The organism is Nocardioides immobilis, assembly GCF_003515065.1.
In the GTDB taxonomy this organism is placed as follows: Bacteria; Actinomycetota; Actinomycetes; order Propionibacteriales; family Nocardioidaceae; genus Nocardioides; species Nocardioides immobilis.
This window is the reverse complement of record NZ_QXGH01000013.1, coordinates 244,739-261,869: the sequence shown is the minus strand read 5'-3', so window position 1 is coordinate 261,869 and position 17,131 is coordinate 244,739. Positions and strand designations below refer to the sequence as shown.

Sequence of the window (17,131 nt, the reverse complement as noted above, 5' to 3'; positions counted from 1 at the left end):
ACGGGGATCTATCGGTTCATTGGCAGCCACCGCCGCAGCATCGGGGCAGAAGTGTCACCACCAAGACCATCTGAAGTGTCACCGATGTCCTGATGCAGAACTGTCACCGTTGTCCTGCGAGATAACAGCAGGCCCGAGATCATGCACCCATTCCACTCGAACAAGTGTTCGATGACACGCCTTTGCCGTCCCAATCGGAACCTTTTCCTCTTAGGCTGTCAGCGTCTCGACCAGCGTCGAGGCGGCCGCGCCAGCGGCGGCGCGGCGGAGCCCGTGCCGTTGAGCGCGCCGGAAGTCGGCCGACAGGGACCCGCGGTCAAGGACGCCGCAGGCGCCGCGGAGCGGCCGAGCGAAGCGAGGTCCTTGACGGCGGGTGTCGGTCGACTACGCGCGCGGCCGCCGTACCGGAGGGGCCTAGGTGGCCGAGTACACCTAGGCTCGACCCATGTCCGTCGTGAAGATCAACGCCATCCACGTCCCGCCCGGCGCCGGGGCGCACCTCGAGGAGCGGTTCGCCGCCCGGGCCGGCGCCGTCGAGGGATCGCCCGGGTTCCTCGGCTTCCAGCTGCTGCGCCCGGTGGCCGGCGACGACCGCTACTTCGTCGTCACCCACTGGGAGGACCAGGCGTCCTTCGACGCCTGGCGCGAGGGCGCCGGCATGGCAGCCCACGCGACCAAGCCGGGCGACGAGCAGAAGAAGCCGGTGTCGTCCGGCGCCGACCTGCTGGAGTTCGAGGTCGTGCTGGACGTCAAGCCGTCCTGACGAGTTGCGCCCGCCGAGCCTGTCGAGGCGCCTCGACAAGCTCGGCGGGCGTCGTCGCGGTCATCCCCCGTCGCGCACCTTCAGCTCGTCGATGGCGACGACCTTGCAGGCCTTGTCGACACTGATGACGCGGTCGCGGGCGTCGTCGCGATCGCCGACGCGGATGATCTGGACACGCCAGGGCTTGTCACGGCGGAGCCTCGTCAGCTCCAGTGCCCGGTCGAGCTCCCGCAGCGTGACCAACACCTCGTCCCGCGGGTGGGAGCCGTCCCTGCCGAGGTAGAGGGCGACATCGGCGTGGCGGAACCTCCGGCACTGCTGCGGGCCCAGGACGTCGCCCTTCTCGACCTCGCTCAGCGGGGCGACCGCCGGGTCGGCGGGCTCGCTGGGCTCGTCCGCCTCCTCCGTGGAGGGGTCGGTCGCGTCGTCGGGGCTGTCCGTCGGCGAGTCGCTGGACGCGACGATCTGGTCGTCGTCCTTGTTGTCGTCGCTGCTGACGACGAACCAGGCACCGCCTGCTACGAGCGCGACCGCGGCAGCGACGCCGACGGGTACCAGGAAACGACGGGTGGACGGCGCGGAAGCGTTGCCGGGGCCGGGCTGGGACACGATCTCCTCCAGGAGCTCTTGGCGCGCGTCGTGGAGGGGCCAGAGGTCGATCTGCTCCCGCGGGTGCGGGTCCCTGCCGGCCAGCGGGTCGGGACCCAGGTCGGGGTGGTCGTCGATCATCGGCTCTCCCCGATCACGTGCTCGAACGGGACTGCCTGGACATGTCCGGTGATCGCCGGAGCGTCACACCCTCCCCGTACCTGATCGCCGTCGACGAGCTCGCCCCCCAACAATGAACGCAGGCGCTGCCGGGCTCGCGCCAGCCGCATCCGGGCCGTGCCCGGCGCGATGCCGACCACGCCGGCCGCCTCGGTGGGCGTCAGCCCGTCCCAGCCGACCAGCATGAGCAGCTCACGGTCATCGGGTCGGAGCCGCAGCAGGACCCGTCGGATCCGGTCCCACTCGGCGACACCGGTCGCCGGGTCGGGTACGACGTCGCGGCCCAACGCGTCGCGGAGCCGGCCGCCCAGCCGCTGCCGGCGCCGCTGCCCCCGGTGGTAGTTGGACAGGGTGTGCCGCGCGATCCCGAAGAGCCACGGCCGGCCGTCGCCCGGCGGCGCCTCGTCGAGCCGGCGCCACGCGACCAGGAAGACCTCGCTCACCACGTCCGCCGCGTCGGCGGGCTGATCGACCCGGCGCAGCGTGTAGCCGAGGACGGCGGCGAAGTTGCCGTCGTACAACGCCCGGAATTGGAGCTCCGGGTCGTGCTCGTCCGACGACCCGGGGTCGGAGGTTGGGGTCATGCCCTTCCATGTCCGCCTCGGCATCGAGCGTCACACCCCCAGGGACACCATCGGTCGGCCATCCCCACGGTAACCGAGCAGGGTGCCTGCTACGCCGTCTCGGAGAAGCCTCGATAGGGAGGATCGACGTCGGAGACGCCCGGGATGCTCACCCCACCGCGGGCGAGGAGCGCCTTCTCCCCGCGCTGGACGACCTTGTAGAAGTCCCGGCTGCGCCCCCTCAGCAGCGGCGTGCTCGCCAACAGCGGAACCCGGCCGTGGGCGAGCCGACTGGCCCGGCTGGCGGCCTGCCAGGCGGCCTCCTCACGCAGGCCCCACGGGATCCCGTAGTGGTCGCGGACGACGGACGGCAGGCTGCCCTGCACCACGGTCGCCAGCGCCGGTGAGGTGACCAGGCGCAGCGGCAGGCCGTAGCCGGAGACGCCCGCGATGTGCCGGCCGACCAGGCGCGCCTCGTCGACCAGGTGCGGCTCGTCGGAGACCAGCCACGCGTCGTACGTCGTCCGGAACTCGCCGTACGACGCCGGCGCACCTGTGCGCGGCATGCCGAAGAGCTCGGCCCAGGCGACGAAGCCCTCGAAGAGCTCCTCACGTTCGCGGTCCGTCATCCGGCGCACCAGCGCGTCGTACATGAACTCGACCGAGTCCAGCGCGAACGCCGCGGTCCACCACATCAGCCCGGGGTCGGCCGCGTCGTACGCCGCGCCCTCCGGGTGCGCGGGGCCGCCGTCGACACTCATGGTGCCGCGCACCGTCGCGTGCCGCTTGGCCGCGAAGGCGAGCGCGCGGTCCGCCTCGTCCTTGGACCCGAGGAAGACGGCCTCGAAGAGCCGGGCCGTCAGGCCGAGCCGCGTGTACGGCGAGGTCCGGTGGGTGGTGTGCTGGGCGGTCCCCACGAACAGTCGGGGATGCAGGGCGCCGATCACGAGTGCCCGCTGGCCGTAGGTCAGCCCCACCGCCCGCTGGCGCATCGCGCGGACGACCATCGACCTCTCGTCGAAGTACCCGCTCATGGCCCGAGTGTCCTACAGGATCGCGCCGGGTGAGTACGCCGCGGCGGCCGGGTGGCGCTCGACGACCAGGGCGACCTGCCGGCAGACCGCCTGGGTCTGCGCGACCGCGGCACCGGTGAAGGTGATCGGGTCGGCCACCAGGGTCTCCAGCTGGTCGGCGGTGAGGCCGAGTCGCTCGTCGGCGGCGAGCTTGGCGAACACGTCGTTGTCGGCCTGGCCCTTGCGCATCGCCAGCGCCGTGCCGACGGCCGCCTCCTTGATCGCCTCGTGCGCGGTCTCGCGGCCGACGCCGTTGCGCACCGCGGCCATCAGCACCTTGGTGGTGGCGAGGAACGGCAGGTACCGGTCGAGCTCGCGCTGGATCACCGCGGGGAAGGCACCGAACTCGTCGAGAACGGTGAGGAAGGTCTGGAACAGGCCGTCGACGGCGAAGAACGCGTCCGGCAGGGCCACCCGGCGTACGACGGAGCAGGAGACGTCGCCCTCGTTCCACTGGTCGCCGGCGAGCTCGCCGACCATCGACAGGTAGCCGCGGGTGACCACGGCGAGCCCGTTGACCCGCTCGCAGGACCGGGTGTTCATCTTGTGCGGCATCGCGGACGAGCCGACCTGGCCCTCCTGGAAGCCCTCGGTGACCAGCTCGTTGCCGGCCATCAGCCGGATCGTGGTCGCCAGGTTGGACGGCGCCGCGGTCAGCTGCACCAGTGCCGAGAGGACGTCGAAGTCGAGGCTGCGGGGATAGACCTGGCCGACACTCGTCAGCACCCGCTCGAAGCCGAGGTGTCCGGCGACCCGCTGCTCGAGGTCGGTCAGCTTGTCCTCGTCGCCCCCCAGCAGGTCGAGCATGTCCTGGGCGGTGCCCATCGGGCCCTTGATGCCCCGGAGCGGGTAGCGCGCGAGCAGGTCCTCGACCCGGTCGAGCGCGATCAGCAGCTCGTCGGCGATCGACGCGAACCGCTTGCCGAGGGTGGTCGCCTGCGCCGCGACGTTGTGCGAGCGGCCGGCCATCACGGTGGCCTCGTGCTCGGCGGCGAGACGGGCCAGCCGGGCGAGGGTGGCGACGGTGCGGTCGCGGAGCAGCTCGAGGGACTGCTTCACCTGCAGCTGCTCGACGTTCTCGGTCAGGTCGCGCGAGGTCATGCCCTTGTGGATGTGCTCGTGCCCGGCGAGCGCGGAGAACTCCTCGATCCGCGCCTTCACGTCGTGCCGGGTGATCCGCTCGCGCGCGGCGATCGACGCCAGGTCGACCTTCTCGACGACGTCCTCGTAGGCCTCGACCACCCCATCGGGGACGTCGATGCCGAGGTCGCGCTGCGCCTTGAGCACGGCGATCCACAGCTGCCGCTCGAGCACGATCTTGTGCTCGGGGGACCAGATCTCGGCAAGGTCGGCGCCGGCGTACCGGGTAGCGAGGACGTTGGGCACAGTCACGTGCCTGATTCTCCCATGCCGCCCGCCCCGCGAAGTGTCACTCTTGGTCGCGCGAGATGTCGAGGTTGGTCGCGCGAGATGTCGAGGTTGGTCGCGCGAAGTGTCGAGGTTGGTCGCTTCGCGGGGTTCAGGAGTCCTTGAGGGCGGCACCCTCGACGACACCGAGCGGCTCGGCAGCGATGTCCGAGCGGCGCTGCAGGCCGTCGAAGGAGATCAGGTCGGCGGCGGCGTACGCGCGGGAGCGGGCGTCGGCGACGTCGTAGCCGACGGCGCGGACGGCGAGCACCCGGCCGCCCGCGGTGACCAGGTGCCGATGGCCCGGGTCGCCCGGCTCAGGGGCGTCGACGATCGCCGTGCCGGCGTGGATGACGTCGACGTCGTTGACGCAGTTGGCCGCGCCGACGCCACGAATCACGTCGCCCTTCGACGAGGACTCCGGGTAGCCGGCCGAGGCGAGCACGACCGTGACCGACGCCGCGTCGCGGAAGGTCGGCGCCGGGACGGTGTCGAGCCGCCCCTCGGCCGCTGCGTGCAGCAGGGTGCCGAACGGCGACTCGAGAACGGCGAGGACCGGCTGGATGTCGGGGTCACCGAAGCGGCAGTTGAACTCGATCACCCGCGGACCGGCGTCGGTCAGCGCGAGACCGACGTAGAGGCAGCCCACGAACGGCGCGCCCCGCCGGTTCATCTCGTCGAGCGTCGGCTGCACGACGGTGTCCATCACGACCTGCGCGAGGTCGGGCTGCACCCAGGTGAGGGGCGTGTAGGAGCCCATCCCGCCGGTGTTGGGCCCGCGGCCGCCGTCGAAGATCCTCTTGAAGTCCTGCGCGGGCTGGAGCGGGTACGCCGTACTGCCATCGCAGACGGCGAACAGCGACACCTCGGGCCCGTCGAGGAACTCCTCGACCACGACCCGACCGCAGGCCTCGGCATGGGCCAGCGCCTCGTCGCGGTCGACGGTGACGACAACGCCCTTGCCCGCGGCGAGCGCGTCGTCCTTCACGACGTAGGGCGCACCGAACTCGTCGAGCGCGGCCGCCACCTCCTCGGTCGTGGCGCACGTGCGCGAGCGCGCAGTCGGAACGCCGGCGGCCGCCATGACCTCCTTGGAGAACGCCTTCGATCCCTCGAGCTGAGCGGCCGCGCCGGAGGGGCCGAAGACCGCGATCCCGCGCTCGCGCACCGCGTCGGCCACGCCGGCGACCAACGGCGCCTCCGGCCCGATCACGACGAGGCCGGCGCCGATCTCCTCGGCGAGGTCCGCAACCGCCTGCCCGGACATAGGGTCGACCTCATGCACGGTCGCCTGGGCCGCGATGCCGGGATTGCCCGGCGCGGCATGCAACGCCGTGACCGCGGGGTCGTCCGCCAGCGCGAGCACGAGCGCGTGCTCGCGCCCACCGGTGCCGATGACGAGGACGCTCAGTTCGCTGGACACGAGCGCCGATCCTACGTGCCCTGGATCCTCGTCCTGGCGGTCGGTGGAACCGTGGTCGGCGCGCTGGTGGGCGGGTTCACGGACCTGCACGTCTACCGGTACGCCGGCCGGACCGTGCTCGACGGGATGTCGGTCTACGCAGCGGACGATCCGGTGACCGGGCTGCCGTTCACCTACCCACCGTTCGCCGCCGTGCTGATGGTGCCGTTGGCGCTCGTGCCCGGGTGGCTCGCCGCCGGCCTGTGGACCGGCGCGAGCGCAGCCTGCGTCGCGGCGACGGTCGTCGTCGTACGACGGGCGCACCAGCTCCCCACGCCCGGATGGCTGGTCGCCTCCGTCGCCCTCGCCACGATCGCGCTGGAGCCGGTGTGGCAGAACCTGGCGTTCGGTCAGGTGAACGCGTTGCTGATGCTGGCTGTCGTGGTCGACCTGGTTCGCCCGGAGCGCCGGTGGTCCGGAGTCCTCGTCGGGGTCGTGGCCGGCATCAAGCTCACCCCGCTGGTGTTCGTGGTGCTGCTGGTCCTGGTCGGCCGCCGCGCCGCGGCGGGCCGGGCGGTGCTGGCGTTCGCGGCCACCGTCGCCGTCGGCCTGGTGGCAGTGCCGGGCGCGTCGTCGTACTGGACCGACGGGCTCCTGGACGCCCGCCGGGTGGGACCGCCGGCCCTGGCGCACAACCAGTCGGCGTTCGGAGCGTTGACCCGGTTGCTCGACGGACCACCGCCGACCTGGCTCTGGCTCGCCGTCGCCGGGCCGCTCGCGCTCGCCGTGGTCGTGGTGGGCGCCGCCTGCTGGCGGCGCGGCGACCGGGTGCTGGGCACCTGCCTGGCGGCGATGGCGATGCTGCTGGCGTCCCCGATCGCGTGGTCGCACCACTGGGTGTGGGCGATCCCCGTGGCGGTCGCGCTGTGGGAGCGCAGCAGGTGGGCGGCCGCGGCCTGGTCGGCGGTCTTCGTGAGCCGACCGATCCTGTGGCCGCCCTGGGGCGAGGGGCGCGAGCTCGAGTGGGGCGTCGCCGACCACGTCGCCGGCAACGCCTACCTGCTCGCCGCTCTCGTCCTCGCGTCCGGGGTGGCCGTCACGCTCCGTCGACCCGGTTGATCCGAGCCTTCAGGTTCGGCATCGCGACCGTCGGGCAGACTGGCCGCGTCCATCATTTCTTTCTCGGGGGGTGTGTTCGGCGTGCAGGTTCCTCAGCCTGGTGACCAGTTCGGTCGCTATCGGATCGACTGGGTGCTCGGCGACGACGGCATCGGCGTCGTCTACGCCGCGACCGACGAGCGGCTCCAGCGCACCGTCGCGCTGACCGTCGTCCGGTCCGACCTGGCCGCGCGGCCCGAGTTCGCCGACACGTTCCGGCAGGCGGCCACCCGCCTGTCGAGCCTGGCGTCGCCGTACATCGCCCAGGTGCACGACCACGAGACAGGCGGCGACCGTCCCTACCTCGTGAGCCAGTACGTCGCCGGCGGCGATCTGGGTGCGTGGCTGCGGCAACGCGGCCCACTGTCGGAGCGCGCGGCACTGCTGCTGGCGGAGCAGGCCGCCGCCGGCTTGGCCGATGCCCATCGGCACGGGCTCGTGCACGGGGACCTCGGACCCCGGCACGTCCTGGCGCGGGATCCCGGGACCGAGCGGGCGCACGCCTGGCTCACCGGGTTCCCCCTGGGCGGCGCGGACCCCTCGGCAAGCGTCGACCGCGACCTGCGGGGCATCGGGCGGCTGCTGCTCGCGAGCCTGACCGGCTCCGACCCCGGTCCCGAGGCGTCCCCGCCGCCGCCCGGCAGGTTCGGCCCCCGCATCGACAGCCTGCTCGGCCGCCTGCTGAGCGCCGACCCGGGCGGCCGACCGGGTGACGCGAACGCCCTGCGTGCCGAGCTCGCGGACCTCGCCGGTCGCTGGGCCCCACCGGTCGCGCCAGCCGCGCCGGCCGCAGGGCCGCCTGCTGCGCCGCCGACGGCGATCCGCCCTGCCCTGCCGCCGCCCGTGCCCCCACCTTCCTCCGCACCCGGCAGCGCCGCACCGCCCACTCCTGCCCGGCGCCGTCGGCTCGTCCTGCCCCTGGTGGCGGCGGCGGTCGTGCTCGTGATCGTCGTCGGCGGCGTCGCCTGGAAGCTGCTGTCCGGCACGGACGAGGGGGACGGAGGGCCCGCGGCCACTGAGCACTCGGTGACCGGCGACCTCGATGGCGACGGCCGCGGGGACGTGCTCCTCGGCGGCTACGACTCCGAGAACTTCCGCTACACCGGCGACCTCGTCCTCCTCCCGTCCGGCGAGGACGGGGTCGGTGAGCCGGTCCCGGAGTCCTACCCCGAAGCGGTCGACCTCGAGGCGAATCCCGAGCTGCAGCTCGCCGACGTCGACGGCGACGGCAAGCTGGACCGCGTCTTCACGACGAGTGTGGATCTGGCGCTCGTGATCGACGTGGTGCCGGCGGAGGGCGAGCCGTGGCACCAGGAGATCCGCGCCGACACGACTCCCTGGGGAGCCGGCGACAACGCCACGGCTCTGCTGGGCGACATGGACCAGGACGGACGCGCAGACCTGATCGTCTTCGACGACTACCTCCACAACGACGGGATCCGCCTCTTCGTGGGACCGTCGGAGGGCGACGGGTTCGCGGAGCCCGAGCAGTGGTACTCCTCCGACCACGACGCCGACATCGCCCAGTTCGACGTCGCCGACTTCGACGGGGACGGCAACCACGACATCCTCGCGGCCATGGAGGGTGACGGCCCCGCGGACGACCGGCCGTGGAACATCGAGCTCCAGCTGATCACCTCGGACGGGAGCGCGCTCGCCGACTCGGGCGACGTCCTCTCCCTCGGACCGGGCAACTACACCCAGGGCGTCCGGCTCTACGGCGACCTGGACGGCGACGGTGCCGACGAGCCGCTGCTCGTCGGCCCCGACGGCCTGGCGACGATCGACTTCACGGAGGGGTCGTCGCACGAGGTCTCGATCATCTGGCGGGCCACCGCCGACAACCCCGCATGGCAGGGCCGCTTCGAGCGCTACAGCTCGGCCGCCACGGCCGACTGGGTCATCTCGGACGTCGACGGCGACGGCGACGACGACCTGGTGTTCTTCAAGTTTCGCGGGGACGGCGACAGCAGGCCGGTGACGGTCCGGCTCGCCGAGGACGGCGCGCTGGCAGCGCCGGTGCCGTGGGGGTCGTTCGTCTGCGGATCGGACTGCGGCTACGACTTCGACCCGGTCACGCCGGCGTACTGAGCGAGGACAGATGCAGATCCCCCAGCCGGGAGGAACCCTCGGGCACTACCGCATCGAGCGGATGATCGGCCAGGGCGGCATGGGCGTCGTCTACGCCGCGACCGACCTCCGCCTGGGACGGGAGGTCGCGCTCAAGGTCATCACCGGGCCGCTCGCCTCGACCGAGGAGTACCGGCGCCGCTTCCACCACGAGGCCCTCGCGATGTCCCGGGTGCAGTCGCCCTGGATCGTCCAGATCCACGACCACGACGAGGTCGACGGGTTCCCCTACATCGTCACCCAGTTCATCGTGGGCACCGACCTCGGCTCCCTCGTCGCCGACGAGGGCCGACTGACCGCGAAGCGCGCCCTGCGGCTGTGCGCCCAGCTCGCCCGCGGGCTCGACGACGCCCACCGGGCCGGGGTCCTGCACCGCGACGTCAAGCCGGGCAACGTGCTGCTCGCCGAACCAGGCACCAGCCGCGAGCACGCCTACCTGTGCGACTTCGGCATCGCGGTCTCCGACGCGGCGAGCCACCACACGGCGACCGGCATGGTCGCCGGCACCTGGGCCTACCTCGCGCCGGAGCGCACGCTGGGCTCCTCGGCCGCACCTGCCAGCGACCTGTACGCCGTGGGGTGCGTGCTGTGGAAGTGCCTCACGGGTCAAGAGCCGTTCACCGGGACGCCGGTCGAGATGGCGATCGCCCACGCCAACGCACCGACCCCCCAGCTGACCGGCAGCGACGACTTCACGCAGGGGCTCAACCGACTCTTCACCCGGGTGCTGGCCAAGGTCCCCGCGGAACGGCACGCCGACGGCGCGGCACTCGCGGCCGACCTCGAGCAGCTGGCGGCCGCCGCACCCGACGCCCGGGTCAGCGCAGCGTCGACGGACGCCGCCGTCACGGTGACCCGCGACGCCGTACCGACGACCGCGCCGCCACCTCCCCCTCCTCCCTCGCCAGCACCGGCATCCGGGTCGCACGCAGCGCCGACGGTCGGCCCGACCGCGGCGCCGGCAGCGCCGCGGCGCCGCCGCCCCTGGCCCCTCATCGTCGGCGGCGTCGTTCTCATCGCCCTGCTCGGCGGTGCCGCGACCTGGGCGGGGCTCGCCGCCCGGGACGATGGCGAGCCAACCGCCGAGCCCGACCCCGAGGTGCCCGAGCTGGTCAGCGGCGACATCGACGGCGACGGCCTCGGCGACGTCGTCGCGCAGGCCCGTCTCGAGCAGTTCGAGCCGCTCAACACCAGCAGCGGCACCCTCTGGCAGCTGCTCTCGACCAGCACCACGCTCGGGCCCGCCACCGAGCTCGGCTCCGAGTCCGGCGCCCCGCTCCTCGGCGACGTCGACGGCGACGGCCGGATGGACCAGGTGTGGTTCTCGACGCCGGGTGCCGAGGTGCTCTCGGGGAGGGCCGCGACCTACGAGGTCCGCGTGATCACCGGTACCGGCGAGATCTGGCGTCACACCCAGCAGCTCACCGCGATCGAGAAGTGGGAGACCCTCCAGCCCTACCTCGCCGATGTCGACGACGACGGCCGCGACGACCTCCTGTTCAGCAACGAGTACCTCGACTTCAACGACGACGACAACTACGACAACGACACCTTCGTCACCGTGCATGCCTCGCTCGCCGGTGACCGGTCCTTCGGTGAACCGGAGCAGGTGCTCGACCTCGGGCAGACCGACGACCCGATCACGGGCGTCGGCGACTTCGACGGCGACGGTGACGACGACCTGTTCCGGGCGTCCAACACGCACCGTCGCAACACCATCACCGGAGTCGAGGTCCAGCCCTTCCGCAACGACGACGGCACCTACACCGCGGAGGAGCCGACCCGGCTCGAGACCGACACCTGGGGGGTCGGCTGGTTCGTCGCCGGCGACCCCGAAGGCGACGGCGACGACGAGCTGGTCGTGACCAACGGGCGCGGGGGCGCCGTCGGCGTCATCGAGTACGACGACGGCGCCTTCGGCCGCGACGTCGCCGAGTGGCTGGCCCCGGACATCCCCGAGAAGGACTGGGAGGAGCACGTCTTCGACAACGGCGCCCCGTCCTTCGAGCACACCCTCTCCGATGTCAACGGCGACGGTGCCGACGACCTGGTCGCGACGGCACACCGCAGCGACGGGCTCGCCATCGGAGTCGCACTGTCCGACGGGAGCTCGTTCGCCAGGTTCGACCAGAAGGGGTGGGGCATCATTCCCTGCAGCGGCGACGCGTGCGCCGCGCTCACCCTGGTCGCCAACGTCCAGCCGGCGATCCTCTAGGCGGCTAGCGCAGCGGGTGCAGCACGACCGCCTGCTCGCGCTCGGGCCCGACCCCGATGACCGACATCCGCGCGCCCGAGATCTCCTCCAGCGCCTTCACGTAGGCCTGCGCGTTGGCCGGCAGGTCCGTCAGCGTCCGGGCGCCGCTGATGTCCTCGGACCAGCCGGGGAAGTACTCGTAGACGGGCACCGCGTGGTGGAACGCGCTCTGGCTGGCCGGCATCTCGTCGTACCGCTCGCCGTCGACGTCGTAGGCGACGCAGACCGGGATCTGCTCCAGGCCGGTCAGCACGTCGAGCTTGGTGAGCACGAAGTCGGTGACGCCGTTGACCCGTGCGGCGTAGCGGGCGATCACGGCGTCGTACCAACCGCAGCGCCGCGGCCGGCCGGTCGTCGTACCGAACTCGGCGCCGGTGTTGCGCAGGAAGTCGCCGGACTCGTCGTGCAGCTCGGTCGGGAACGGGCCCTCGCCGACGCGGGTCGTGTAGGCCTTGACGATCGCGATGACCTGGTCGATCCGGGTCGGCGGGATGCCCGAGCCGGTGCAGGCGCCGCCGGACGTCGCGCTGCTCGAGGTCACGAACGGGTAGGTGCCGTGGTCGACGTCGAGCAGCGTGGCCTGCCCGGCCTCGAGGAGGACGGTCTCGCCGCGGTCGAGCGCCTGGCCGAGAAGCAGCGTGGTGTCGCAGACGTACGGCGCCAGCCGGTCCGCGTGCGCGAGCAGCTCCTCGACGGTCTGGTCGACCGTGGGCGCCCGGCGGTTGTAGATCTTGGTGAGCACCTGGCCCTTGAGCTCCAGGGCCCCGGCGACCTTCTGCTCCAGGATCTTCTCGTCGAAGAGATCCTGGATGCGGATGCCGATCCGGTTCATCTTGTCGGCGTACGTCGGCCCGATGCCGCGGCCGGTGGTGCCGAGCCGGCGGCTGCCGAGGAAGCGCTCGGTGACCTTGTCGACGGTGCGGTTGTAGTCGGCGATGACGTGCGCGTTCGCGCTGACCTTGAGCCGGCTGGTGTCGATGCCGCGCGCCTCGAGCCCGTCGATCTCGTGGAAGAGCACCTCGAGGTCGACCACGACGCCGTTGCCGATGACCGGCGTGCAGCCCGGGGTCAGGATGCCGCTGGGGAGGAGGTGGAGGGCGTACTTCTCGCTGCCGATGACCACGGTGTGGCCCGCGTTGTTGCCGCCGTTGAACTTGACGACGTAGTCCACCCGGCTGCCCAGGTGGTCGGTCGCCTTGCCCTTGCCCTCGTCGCCCCACTGGGCGCCGACGATCACGATCGCTGGCATCTGTGTGCTCCTTCGCTACAGGGAACGGAGTCCCTCCGGCCCTCGCGGGTCCGGCTGCTCGACGCACCACAAACTGTCTGTTCCATCGGTTGACCAATGCGAAAGCCCCGGTGCAAGACCGGGGCTCTTGCGCAGCAACGTTACCAAATCGCGACCGGATCCGGCATCTGTCAGCCGCGGAGGCGGTGCCCGATCTCCGCGGCGACGGCGTGGGCGAGGTCGGCGGGGGTGTCGTCGTCGTGCTCGGGGACGACGACATGGACCTCGCCACCCGCGAGCAGGTCGATCGCGCGCACCCCCTGGGAGGCAGCCATCTCGGCCGCGCGGTCGACGGTGCCGTGACGGATCACGCTCGCCCCCTCGGGCGGCAGCGGCGAGAGCCAGGCGTGCTCGGTCGCGATCACCGTCGCCGCGGGCAGCAGGGCGAGGGCGCCGCCACCACAGCCCTGGCCGAGGATCACCGACACGGTCGGCACGGTCATCGTCACCAGGGTCGCGATGCAGCGCGCGATCTCCCCGGCGATCGCGCGCTCCTCGGCCGCGGGCGAGAGCTCGGCGCCCGGGGTGTCCACCACGGTCACCAGCGGGAGCCGGAGCTCCTCGGCCAGCCGCATCGCGCGGCGCGCCTCGCGGAGGGCGGCGGGACCCATCGGCGTCGCCGCCGTCTGCCGGGTGTGGTCCTGCCCGACGAGCACGCACGGGATGCCGTCGAGCCGGGTCAGGGCGACGATGACCGTCTCGTCGCGCTCCCCCTCGTCGGTGCCGCGGAGCCGCAGGGTGCCCGCGGCGCCGTACTTGAGCAGGTCGCGGACCCCTGCCCGCCCCGGCGCCCGGGTGCGCTCGATCGAGTCCCAGGCGACGGGTCCGTCGGTGCCGGCCGGCACGGGAGTACGACGCTCCTGGGTGGCTGCGGTGGGTGGGTCGACGAGGACCGCCAGGGCCAGGTCGAAGAGCCGGCGCAGGTCCTCGCTCGCGACCACGGCGTCGACCACGCCCTTGGCAGCGAGGTTCTCGGCGGTCTGCACACCCGCCGGGAACGGGTGGCCGTTGAGCGCCTCGAACACCTTGGGTCCGAGGAACCCGACCAGCGCGCCCGGTTCGGCGACGGTCACGTGACCGAGGGAGCCCCACGACGCGTAGACCCCGCCGGTGGTCGGGTGGCGCAGGTGCACGAGGTAGGGCAGGCCGGCTGCCCGGTGCTCCATCAGCGCTCGGGTGATCTCGACCATCCGGACGAACGCCCGAGTGCCCTCCTGCATCCGGGTGCCGCCGGAGGAGGTGCTGGCGACGACCGGGATGCCCGCAGCGGTCGCACGTCGTACGGCGTTCGCGATCCGCTCGGCGGCAGCGACGCCGATCGAGCCGGCGAGGAACCGGAACTCGTTGACGATGAGCGCCACCGGGCGTCCGTTGACAGCGCCGCGCCCGGTGAGGACCGACTCGTCCGTGCCCGCGTTCTCCGCCGCCGCCCTGAGCTCGTCCTGGTAGCCGTCGCCGTGGCCGCTAATGTCGACCGGCTCGTCCCACGACTCGTAGGAGCCGTCGTCGAGGACCAGGTCGATCAGCTCGCGCGCGGTCCACTGTCTCGTCGTCCCCATGACCCGAGATCCAACCACTCACCCGCCCCCTAAGGTGGTGAGGTGCCTGCTCCTGAGCCCCTCCTGGTGATCACCAACAGTGACGCCGGGACCGCCGACGACACCGCGCTCCTCGCCGCGCTCGGGGTGCTGCGCGGTTCCACCTCGGTCGAGGTCTGCGCCACCGCGGGCCCCGGGGAGCTCGACGGCGCGCTGCACCGCGCGGGCTCCCGCCGGGTCGTGGTCGCCGGCGGCGACGGCAGCCTGCACGCGGTCGTCTCCGCGCTCCACCGGCGTCACGAGCTCGGCCCCGACCGGGTGCTGGGACTGCTGCCCCTCGGCACCGGCAACGACTTCGCCCGCACCATCGGGATCCCGCTCGACCCGGTGGAAGCCGCCCAGGCGCTCGTCGACGGCGTGGTCCGGTCGATGGACCTGCTGGTCGACGAGGTCGGCCAGATCGTGGTCAACCAGGTGCACCTGGGCGCCGGCGCAGAGGCCGGCCGCAAGGGAGCACCATGGAAGGAGCGGCTCGGCGCGATCGGCGTCGGGCCGGTCAACCTCGGCAAGCTCGGCTACCCGATCGGCGCGGCCCTGTCCGCGATCGACCCCCCGTCGCTGCGGCTGCGGGTCGAGGTCGACGGCGAGGTCATCAACGACGTCGACCACCGGGTGCTCATGGTCGCCCTCGGCAACGGCGCCACGGTCGGCGGCGGCCTGGAGCTCACCCCCGACGCCGACCCGGGCGACGGCCGGATCGACGTGATGATCGCGCGGCCCAAGGGCACCCTCGCCCGCCTCGCCTACGTCGGTCGGCTGGGGGTCGGGACCCACAGCACCCACCAGGACGTGATCACCGTGCATGCCAAGACGGTGACGGTCAGCGGCACCGAGTTCTGGTGCAGCGCGGACGGCGAGCTCTACGGGCCGGAGCGGCACCGGTCCTGGCGGCTGGAGCCGGGCGCGTACTCGATGATCGTGCCCCGGGACTAGACGACTAGGGTTTGGCGCCGTGGCTAGAGGACGTGGAAACGACGGGGACCCGACGGACTGGGTGACCCGGACCGCCGATCTGGCGCTCCGGCACGCGGAGACCGTCAACGGCGGCACCCTGCCCGGCCTCGTCACCTGTGCGTCCGGCATCAGCCCGTCCGGGCCGATCCACCTCGGCAACCTGCGGGAGTTCCTCACCGTCCACTTCGTGGCGGAAGAGATCCGCCGGCGCGGGATCAACGTGCGGCACCTCCACAGCTGGGACGACTACGACCGGTTCCGCAAGGTGCCGGCCGGCGTCGACGAGGCCTGGAACGAGCACATCGGCCGGCCGCTGTCCGCCGTACCGGACCCGACCGGGGAGTTCCCGAGCTGGGCGGAGCGCTACAAGGCTCCGTTGCGCGCCGCGCTCGCCGAGATGGGCTGCGAGATGGTCGAGGTCGACCAGACCGAGATGTACCGCGCCGGCACCTACCGCGAGCAGATCTTGACCGCGATCAGCAAGCGCGACGAGATCGAGTCCGTGATGGCGCGCTACCGGACCAAGAAGGCCGACCCCGTCGAGGAAGGCGAGTCGACGGCCGAGGAGGACCCTGACGACGGCGGTCACGGCACGACCGAGGACCTCGCCCGGTTCCCCTACAAGCCCTACTGCAGGGGTTGTGGGCGCGACACCGTCACGCTGACGTCGTACGACGACGAGACGACCGACCTCGCCTACACCTGCGACGTGTGCGGCGACTCCTACGTCACCAACGTCGCCACGCAGGACGAGGGCAAGCTGGTCTGGAAGGTCGACTGGCCGATGCGCTGGACCTTCGAAGGCGTCCACTTCGAGCCGGGCGGCGTCGACCACGCCAGCCCGGGTTCGTCGTACACCGTCGGCAAGGAGCTGATCGGGCCGGTCTTCGGCGGCACCGCACCGTCCTTCGTCGGATACTCGTTCGTCGGCGTCGCCGGGATGCCGAAGATGTCGTCGTCCAAGGGCGGTGTGCCGACGGCGGCCGAGGCGCTGCGGATCCTCGAGGCGCCGATCCTGCGCTGGCTCTACGTGCGGCGGCAGCCGAAGCAGGCGTTCAACGTCGACTTCGGCCAGGAGGTGCTGCGGCTGTACGACGAGTGGGACGCGCTCACGCGCAAGGCGGCCGACCCCGCCAAGCGCGACGCCGCTGTGCTCGCCTGGGAGCGGGCGTCCGCGACCGCGGCCTCCGGCACACTGCCGACGCCGGCGGTCGTCGTACCGTTCCGGATGCTGTCGTCGGTCGCCGACGTGACCGCCGGCTCGCCCGACCTGATCTCGCAGACCGTCGGGAAGGTCGGATTCGCCCACGCCTCCGTGGCCGACCTCGAGCCCCGGCTCTCGAAGGCCGCGACCTGGATGACCGACTACGTCGACCCCGAGGACCGCACCTCGGTGCGCACGTCGCCGGACGACGACCGACTGCGGGCGCTCGACGAGGACGAGGAGCTGTGGCTGCGCCAGCTGCTCGACCGGCTGCCCGAATCGTTCGACGACGCCGACGAGCTGACCGCGCTGATCTACGGCGTGCCGAAGCTGTGCCGGGGGATGAGCCTCGAGGACCCGCCGACCGACGAGGTCAAGGCCGACCAGAAGGCCTTCTTCAAGCTCCTCTACGAGCTCCTCGTCGCCGCCGAGCGCGGCCCGCGCCTTCCCACCCTCTTCGCCGCGCTCGGGGCCGACCGGGTGCGGGGGTTGCTGACCCCTTCGGCGTGAGTCGGGTGGGGGACGGGCCTCCTCCGTGCTGACCGCTGCTGTAACTCAGTGTTCAGTTG

At 72.2% G+C, this 17,131-nt stretch carries 13 protein-coding genes; 6 read left to right on the top strand and 7 right to left on the bottom strand.

From position 1 onward, the window contains the following. Window positions 1–445 precede the first annotated feature (445 nt). Window positions 446–763 carry an antibiotic biosynthesis monooxygenase family protein gene (locus D0Z08_RS10010; protein ID WP_118925088.1) on the top strand — a complete coding sequence of 106 codons (318 nt, stop codon included), beginning with the start codon at window positions 446–448 and terminating at the stop codon, window positions 761–763. Window positions 764–823: 60 nt separating this feature from the next. On the opposite strand, the gene D0Z08_RS10005 is transcribed toward D0Z08_RS10010, so the two are convergent. From D0Z08_RS10005 to purD, 5 genes are all read right to left on the bottom strand, one after another. Continuing rightward, window positions 824–1,492, bottom strand: a complete 669-nt coding sequence (locus D0Z08_RS10005; protein ID WP_118925087.1) for a hypothetical protein — start codon at window positions 1,490–1,492, stop codon at window positions 824–826. Beyond that, a complete protein-coding gene (locus tag D0Z08_RS10000) occupies window positions 1,489–2,115 on the bottom strand; it encodes an RNA polymerase sigma factor (protein ID WP_118925086.1) in 627 nt (208 codons plus the stop codon). Before D0Z08_RS10000 ends, D0Z08_RS10005 begins: the two co-directional genes overlap by 4 nt. An 89-nt stretch (window positions 2,116–2,204) precedes the next feature. After that, window positions 2,205–3,128 (bottom strand): oxygenase MpaB family protein, encoded by a 924-nt coding sequence (locus D0Z08_RS09995; RefSeq protein ID WP_118925085.1) that lies wholly within the window; start codon window positions 3,126–3,128, stop codon window positions 2,205–2,207. A 12-nt stretch (window positions 3,129–3,140) separates the two neighbouring features. Then, window positions 3,141–4,559 (bottom strand): adenylosuccinate lyase, encoded by a 1,419-nt coding sequence (gene purB / locus D0Z08_RS09990; protein WP_118925084.1) that lies wholly within the window; start codon window positions 4,557–4,559, stop codon window positions 3,141–3,143. Between the two features lie 127 nt (window positions 4,560–4,686). Further along, window positions 4,687–5,985 (bottom strand): phosphoribosylamine--glycine ligase, encoded by a 1,299-nt coding sequence (purD, locus tag D0Z08_RS09985; RefSeq protein WP_118925110.1) that lies wholly within the window; start codon window positions 5,983–5,985, stop codon window positions 4,687–4,689. A 27-nt stretch (window positions 5,986–6,012) separates the two neighbouring features. Here purD and D0Z08_RS09980 point away from each other — a divergent pair, with 27 nt between their 5' ends. The 3 genes from D0Z08_RS09980 to D0Z08_RS09970 all read left to right on the top strand — a co-directional run bounded on the left by D0Z08_RS09980 (window position 6,013) and on the right by D0Z08_RS09970 (window position 11,479). Beyond that, a complete protein-coding gene (locus D0Z08_RS09980) occupies window positions 6,013–7,095 on the top strand; it encodes a glycosyltransferase 87 family protein (protein WP_182481254.1) in 1,083 nt (360 codons plus the stop codon). An 81-nt stretch (window positions 7,096–7,176) separates the two neighbouring features. Next, entirely contained in the window at window positions 7,177–9,225 is a 2,049-nt protein-coding gene (locus D0Z08_RS09975) for an FG-GAP-like repeat-containing protein (protein WP_147381387.1), read from the top strand. A gap of 10 nt (window positions 9,226–9,235) precedes the next feature. Then, the gene (locus tag D0Z08_RS09970; RefSeq protein WP_118925082.1) at window positions 9,236–11,479 is read left to right on the top strand and encodes a serine/threonine-protein kinase; all 2,244 of its coding nucleotides are present in this window, start codon (window positions 9,236–9,238) and stop codon (window positions 11,477–11,479) included. A gap of 4 nt (window positions 11,480–11,483) precedes the next feature. Here D0Z08_RS09970 and D0Z08_RS09965 read toward each other — a convergent pair whose 3' ends face one another. Next, window positions 11,484–12,767 carry an adenylosuccinate synthase gene (locus D0Z08_RS09965; protein ID WP_118925081.1) on the bottom strand — a complete coding sequence of 428 codons (1,284 nt, stop codon included), beginning with the start codon at window positions 12,765–12,767 and terminating at the stop codon, window positions 11,484–11,486. A gap of 170 nt (window positions 12,768–12,937) precedes the next feature. Then, window positions 12,938–14,365, bottom strand: a complete 1,428-nt coding sequence (locus tag D0Z08_RS09960) for a carboxyl transferase domain-containing protein (RefSeq protein WP_118925080.1) — start codon at window positions 14,363–14,365, stop codon at window positions 12,938–12,940. A gap of 42 nt (window positions 14,366–14,407) precedes the next feature. Between D0Z08_RS09960 and D0Z08_RS09955 the strand changes: the two genes are divergently transcribed. Then, window positions 14,408–15,337 carry a diacylglycerol/lipid kinase family protein gene (locus tag D0Z08_RS09955; RefSeq protein WP_245993841.1) on the top strand — a complete coding sequence of 310 codons (930 nt, stop codon included), beginning with the start codon at window positions 14,408–14,410 and terminating at the stop codon, window positions 15,335–15,337. A 19-nt stretch (window positions 15,338–15,356) separates the two neighbouring features. Next, the gene (gene lysS, locus D0Z08_RS09950; RefSeq protein WP_118925078.1) at window positions 15,357–17,072 is read left to right on the top strand and encodes a lysine--tRNA ligase; all 1,716 of its coding nucleotides are present in this window, start codon (window positions 15,357–15,359) and stop codon (window positions 17,070–17,072) included. The last annotated feature ends 59 nt before the right edge of the window (window positions 17,073–17,131 follow it).

Bases quoted from the DNA above. Each gene is read 5' to 3' on its own strand.
- D0Z08_RS10010 (WP_118925088.1), top strand. From the start codon at position 446: ATGTCCGTCGTGAAGATCAACGCCATCCACGTCCCGCCCGGCGCCGGG.
- D0Z08_RS10005 (WP_118925087.1), bottom strand. From the start codon at position 1,492: ATGATCGACGACCACCCCGACCTGGGTCCCGACCCGCTGGCCGGCAGG.
- D0Z08_RS10000 (WP_118925086.1), bottom strand. From the start codon at position 2,115: ATGACCCCAACCTCCGACCCCGGGTCGTCGGACGAGCACGACCCGGAG.
- D0Z08_RS09995 (WP_118925085.1), bottom strand. From the start codon at position 3,128: ATGAGCGGGTACTTCGACGAGAGGTCGATGGTCGTCCGCGCGATGCGC.
- D0Z08_RS09970 (WP_118925082.1), top strand. From the start codon at position 9,236: ATGCAGATCCCCCAGCCGGGAGGAACCCTCGGGCACTACCGCATCGAG.
- D0Z08_RS09965 (WP_118925081.1), bottom strand. From the start codon at position 12,767: ATGCCAGCGATCGTGATCGTCGGCGCCCAGTGGGGCGACGAGGGCAAG.
- D0Z08_RS09960 (WP_118925080.1), bottom strand. From the start codon at position 14,365: ATGGGGACGACGAGACAGTGGACCGCGCGCGAGCTGATCGACCTGGTC.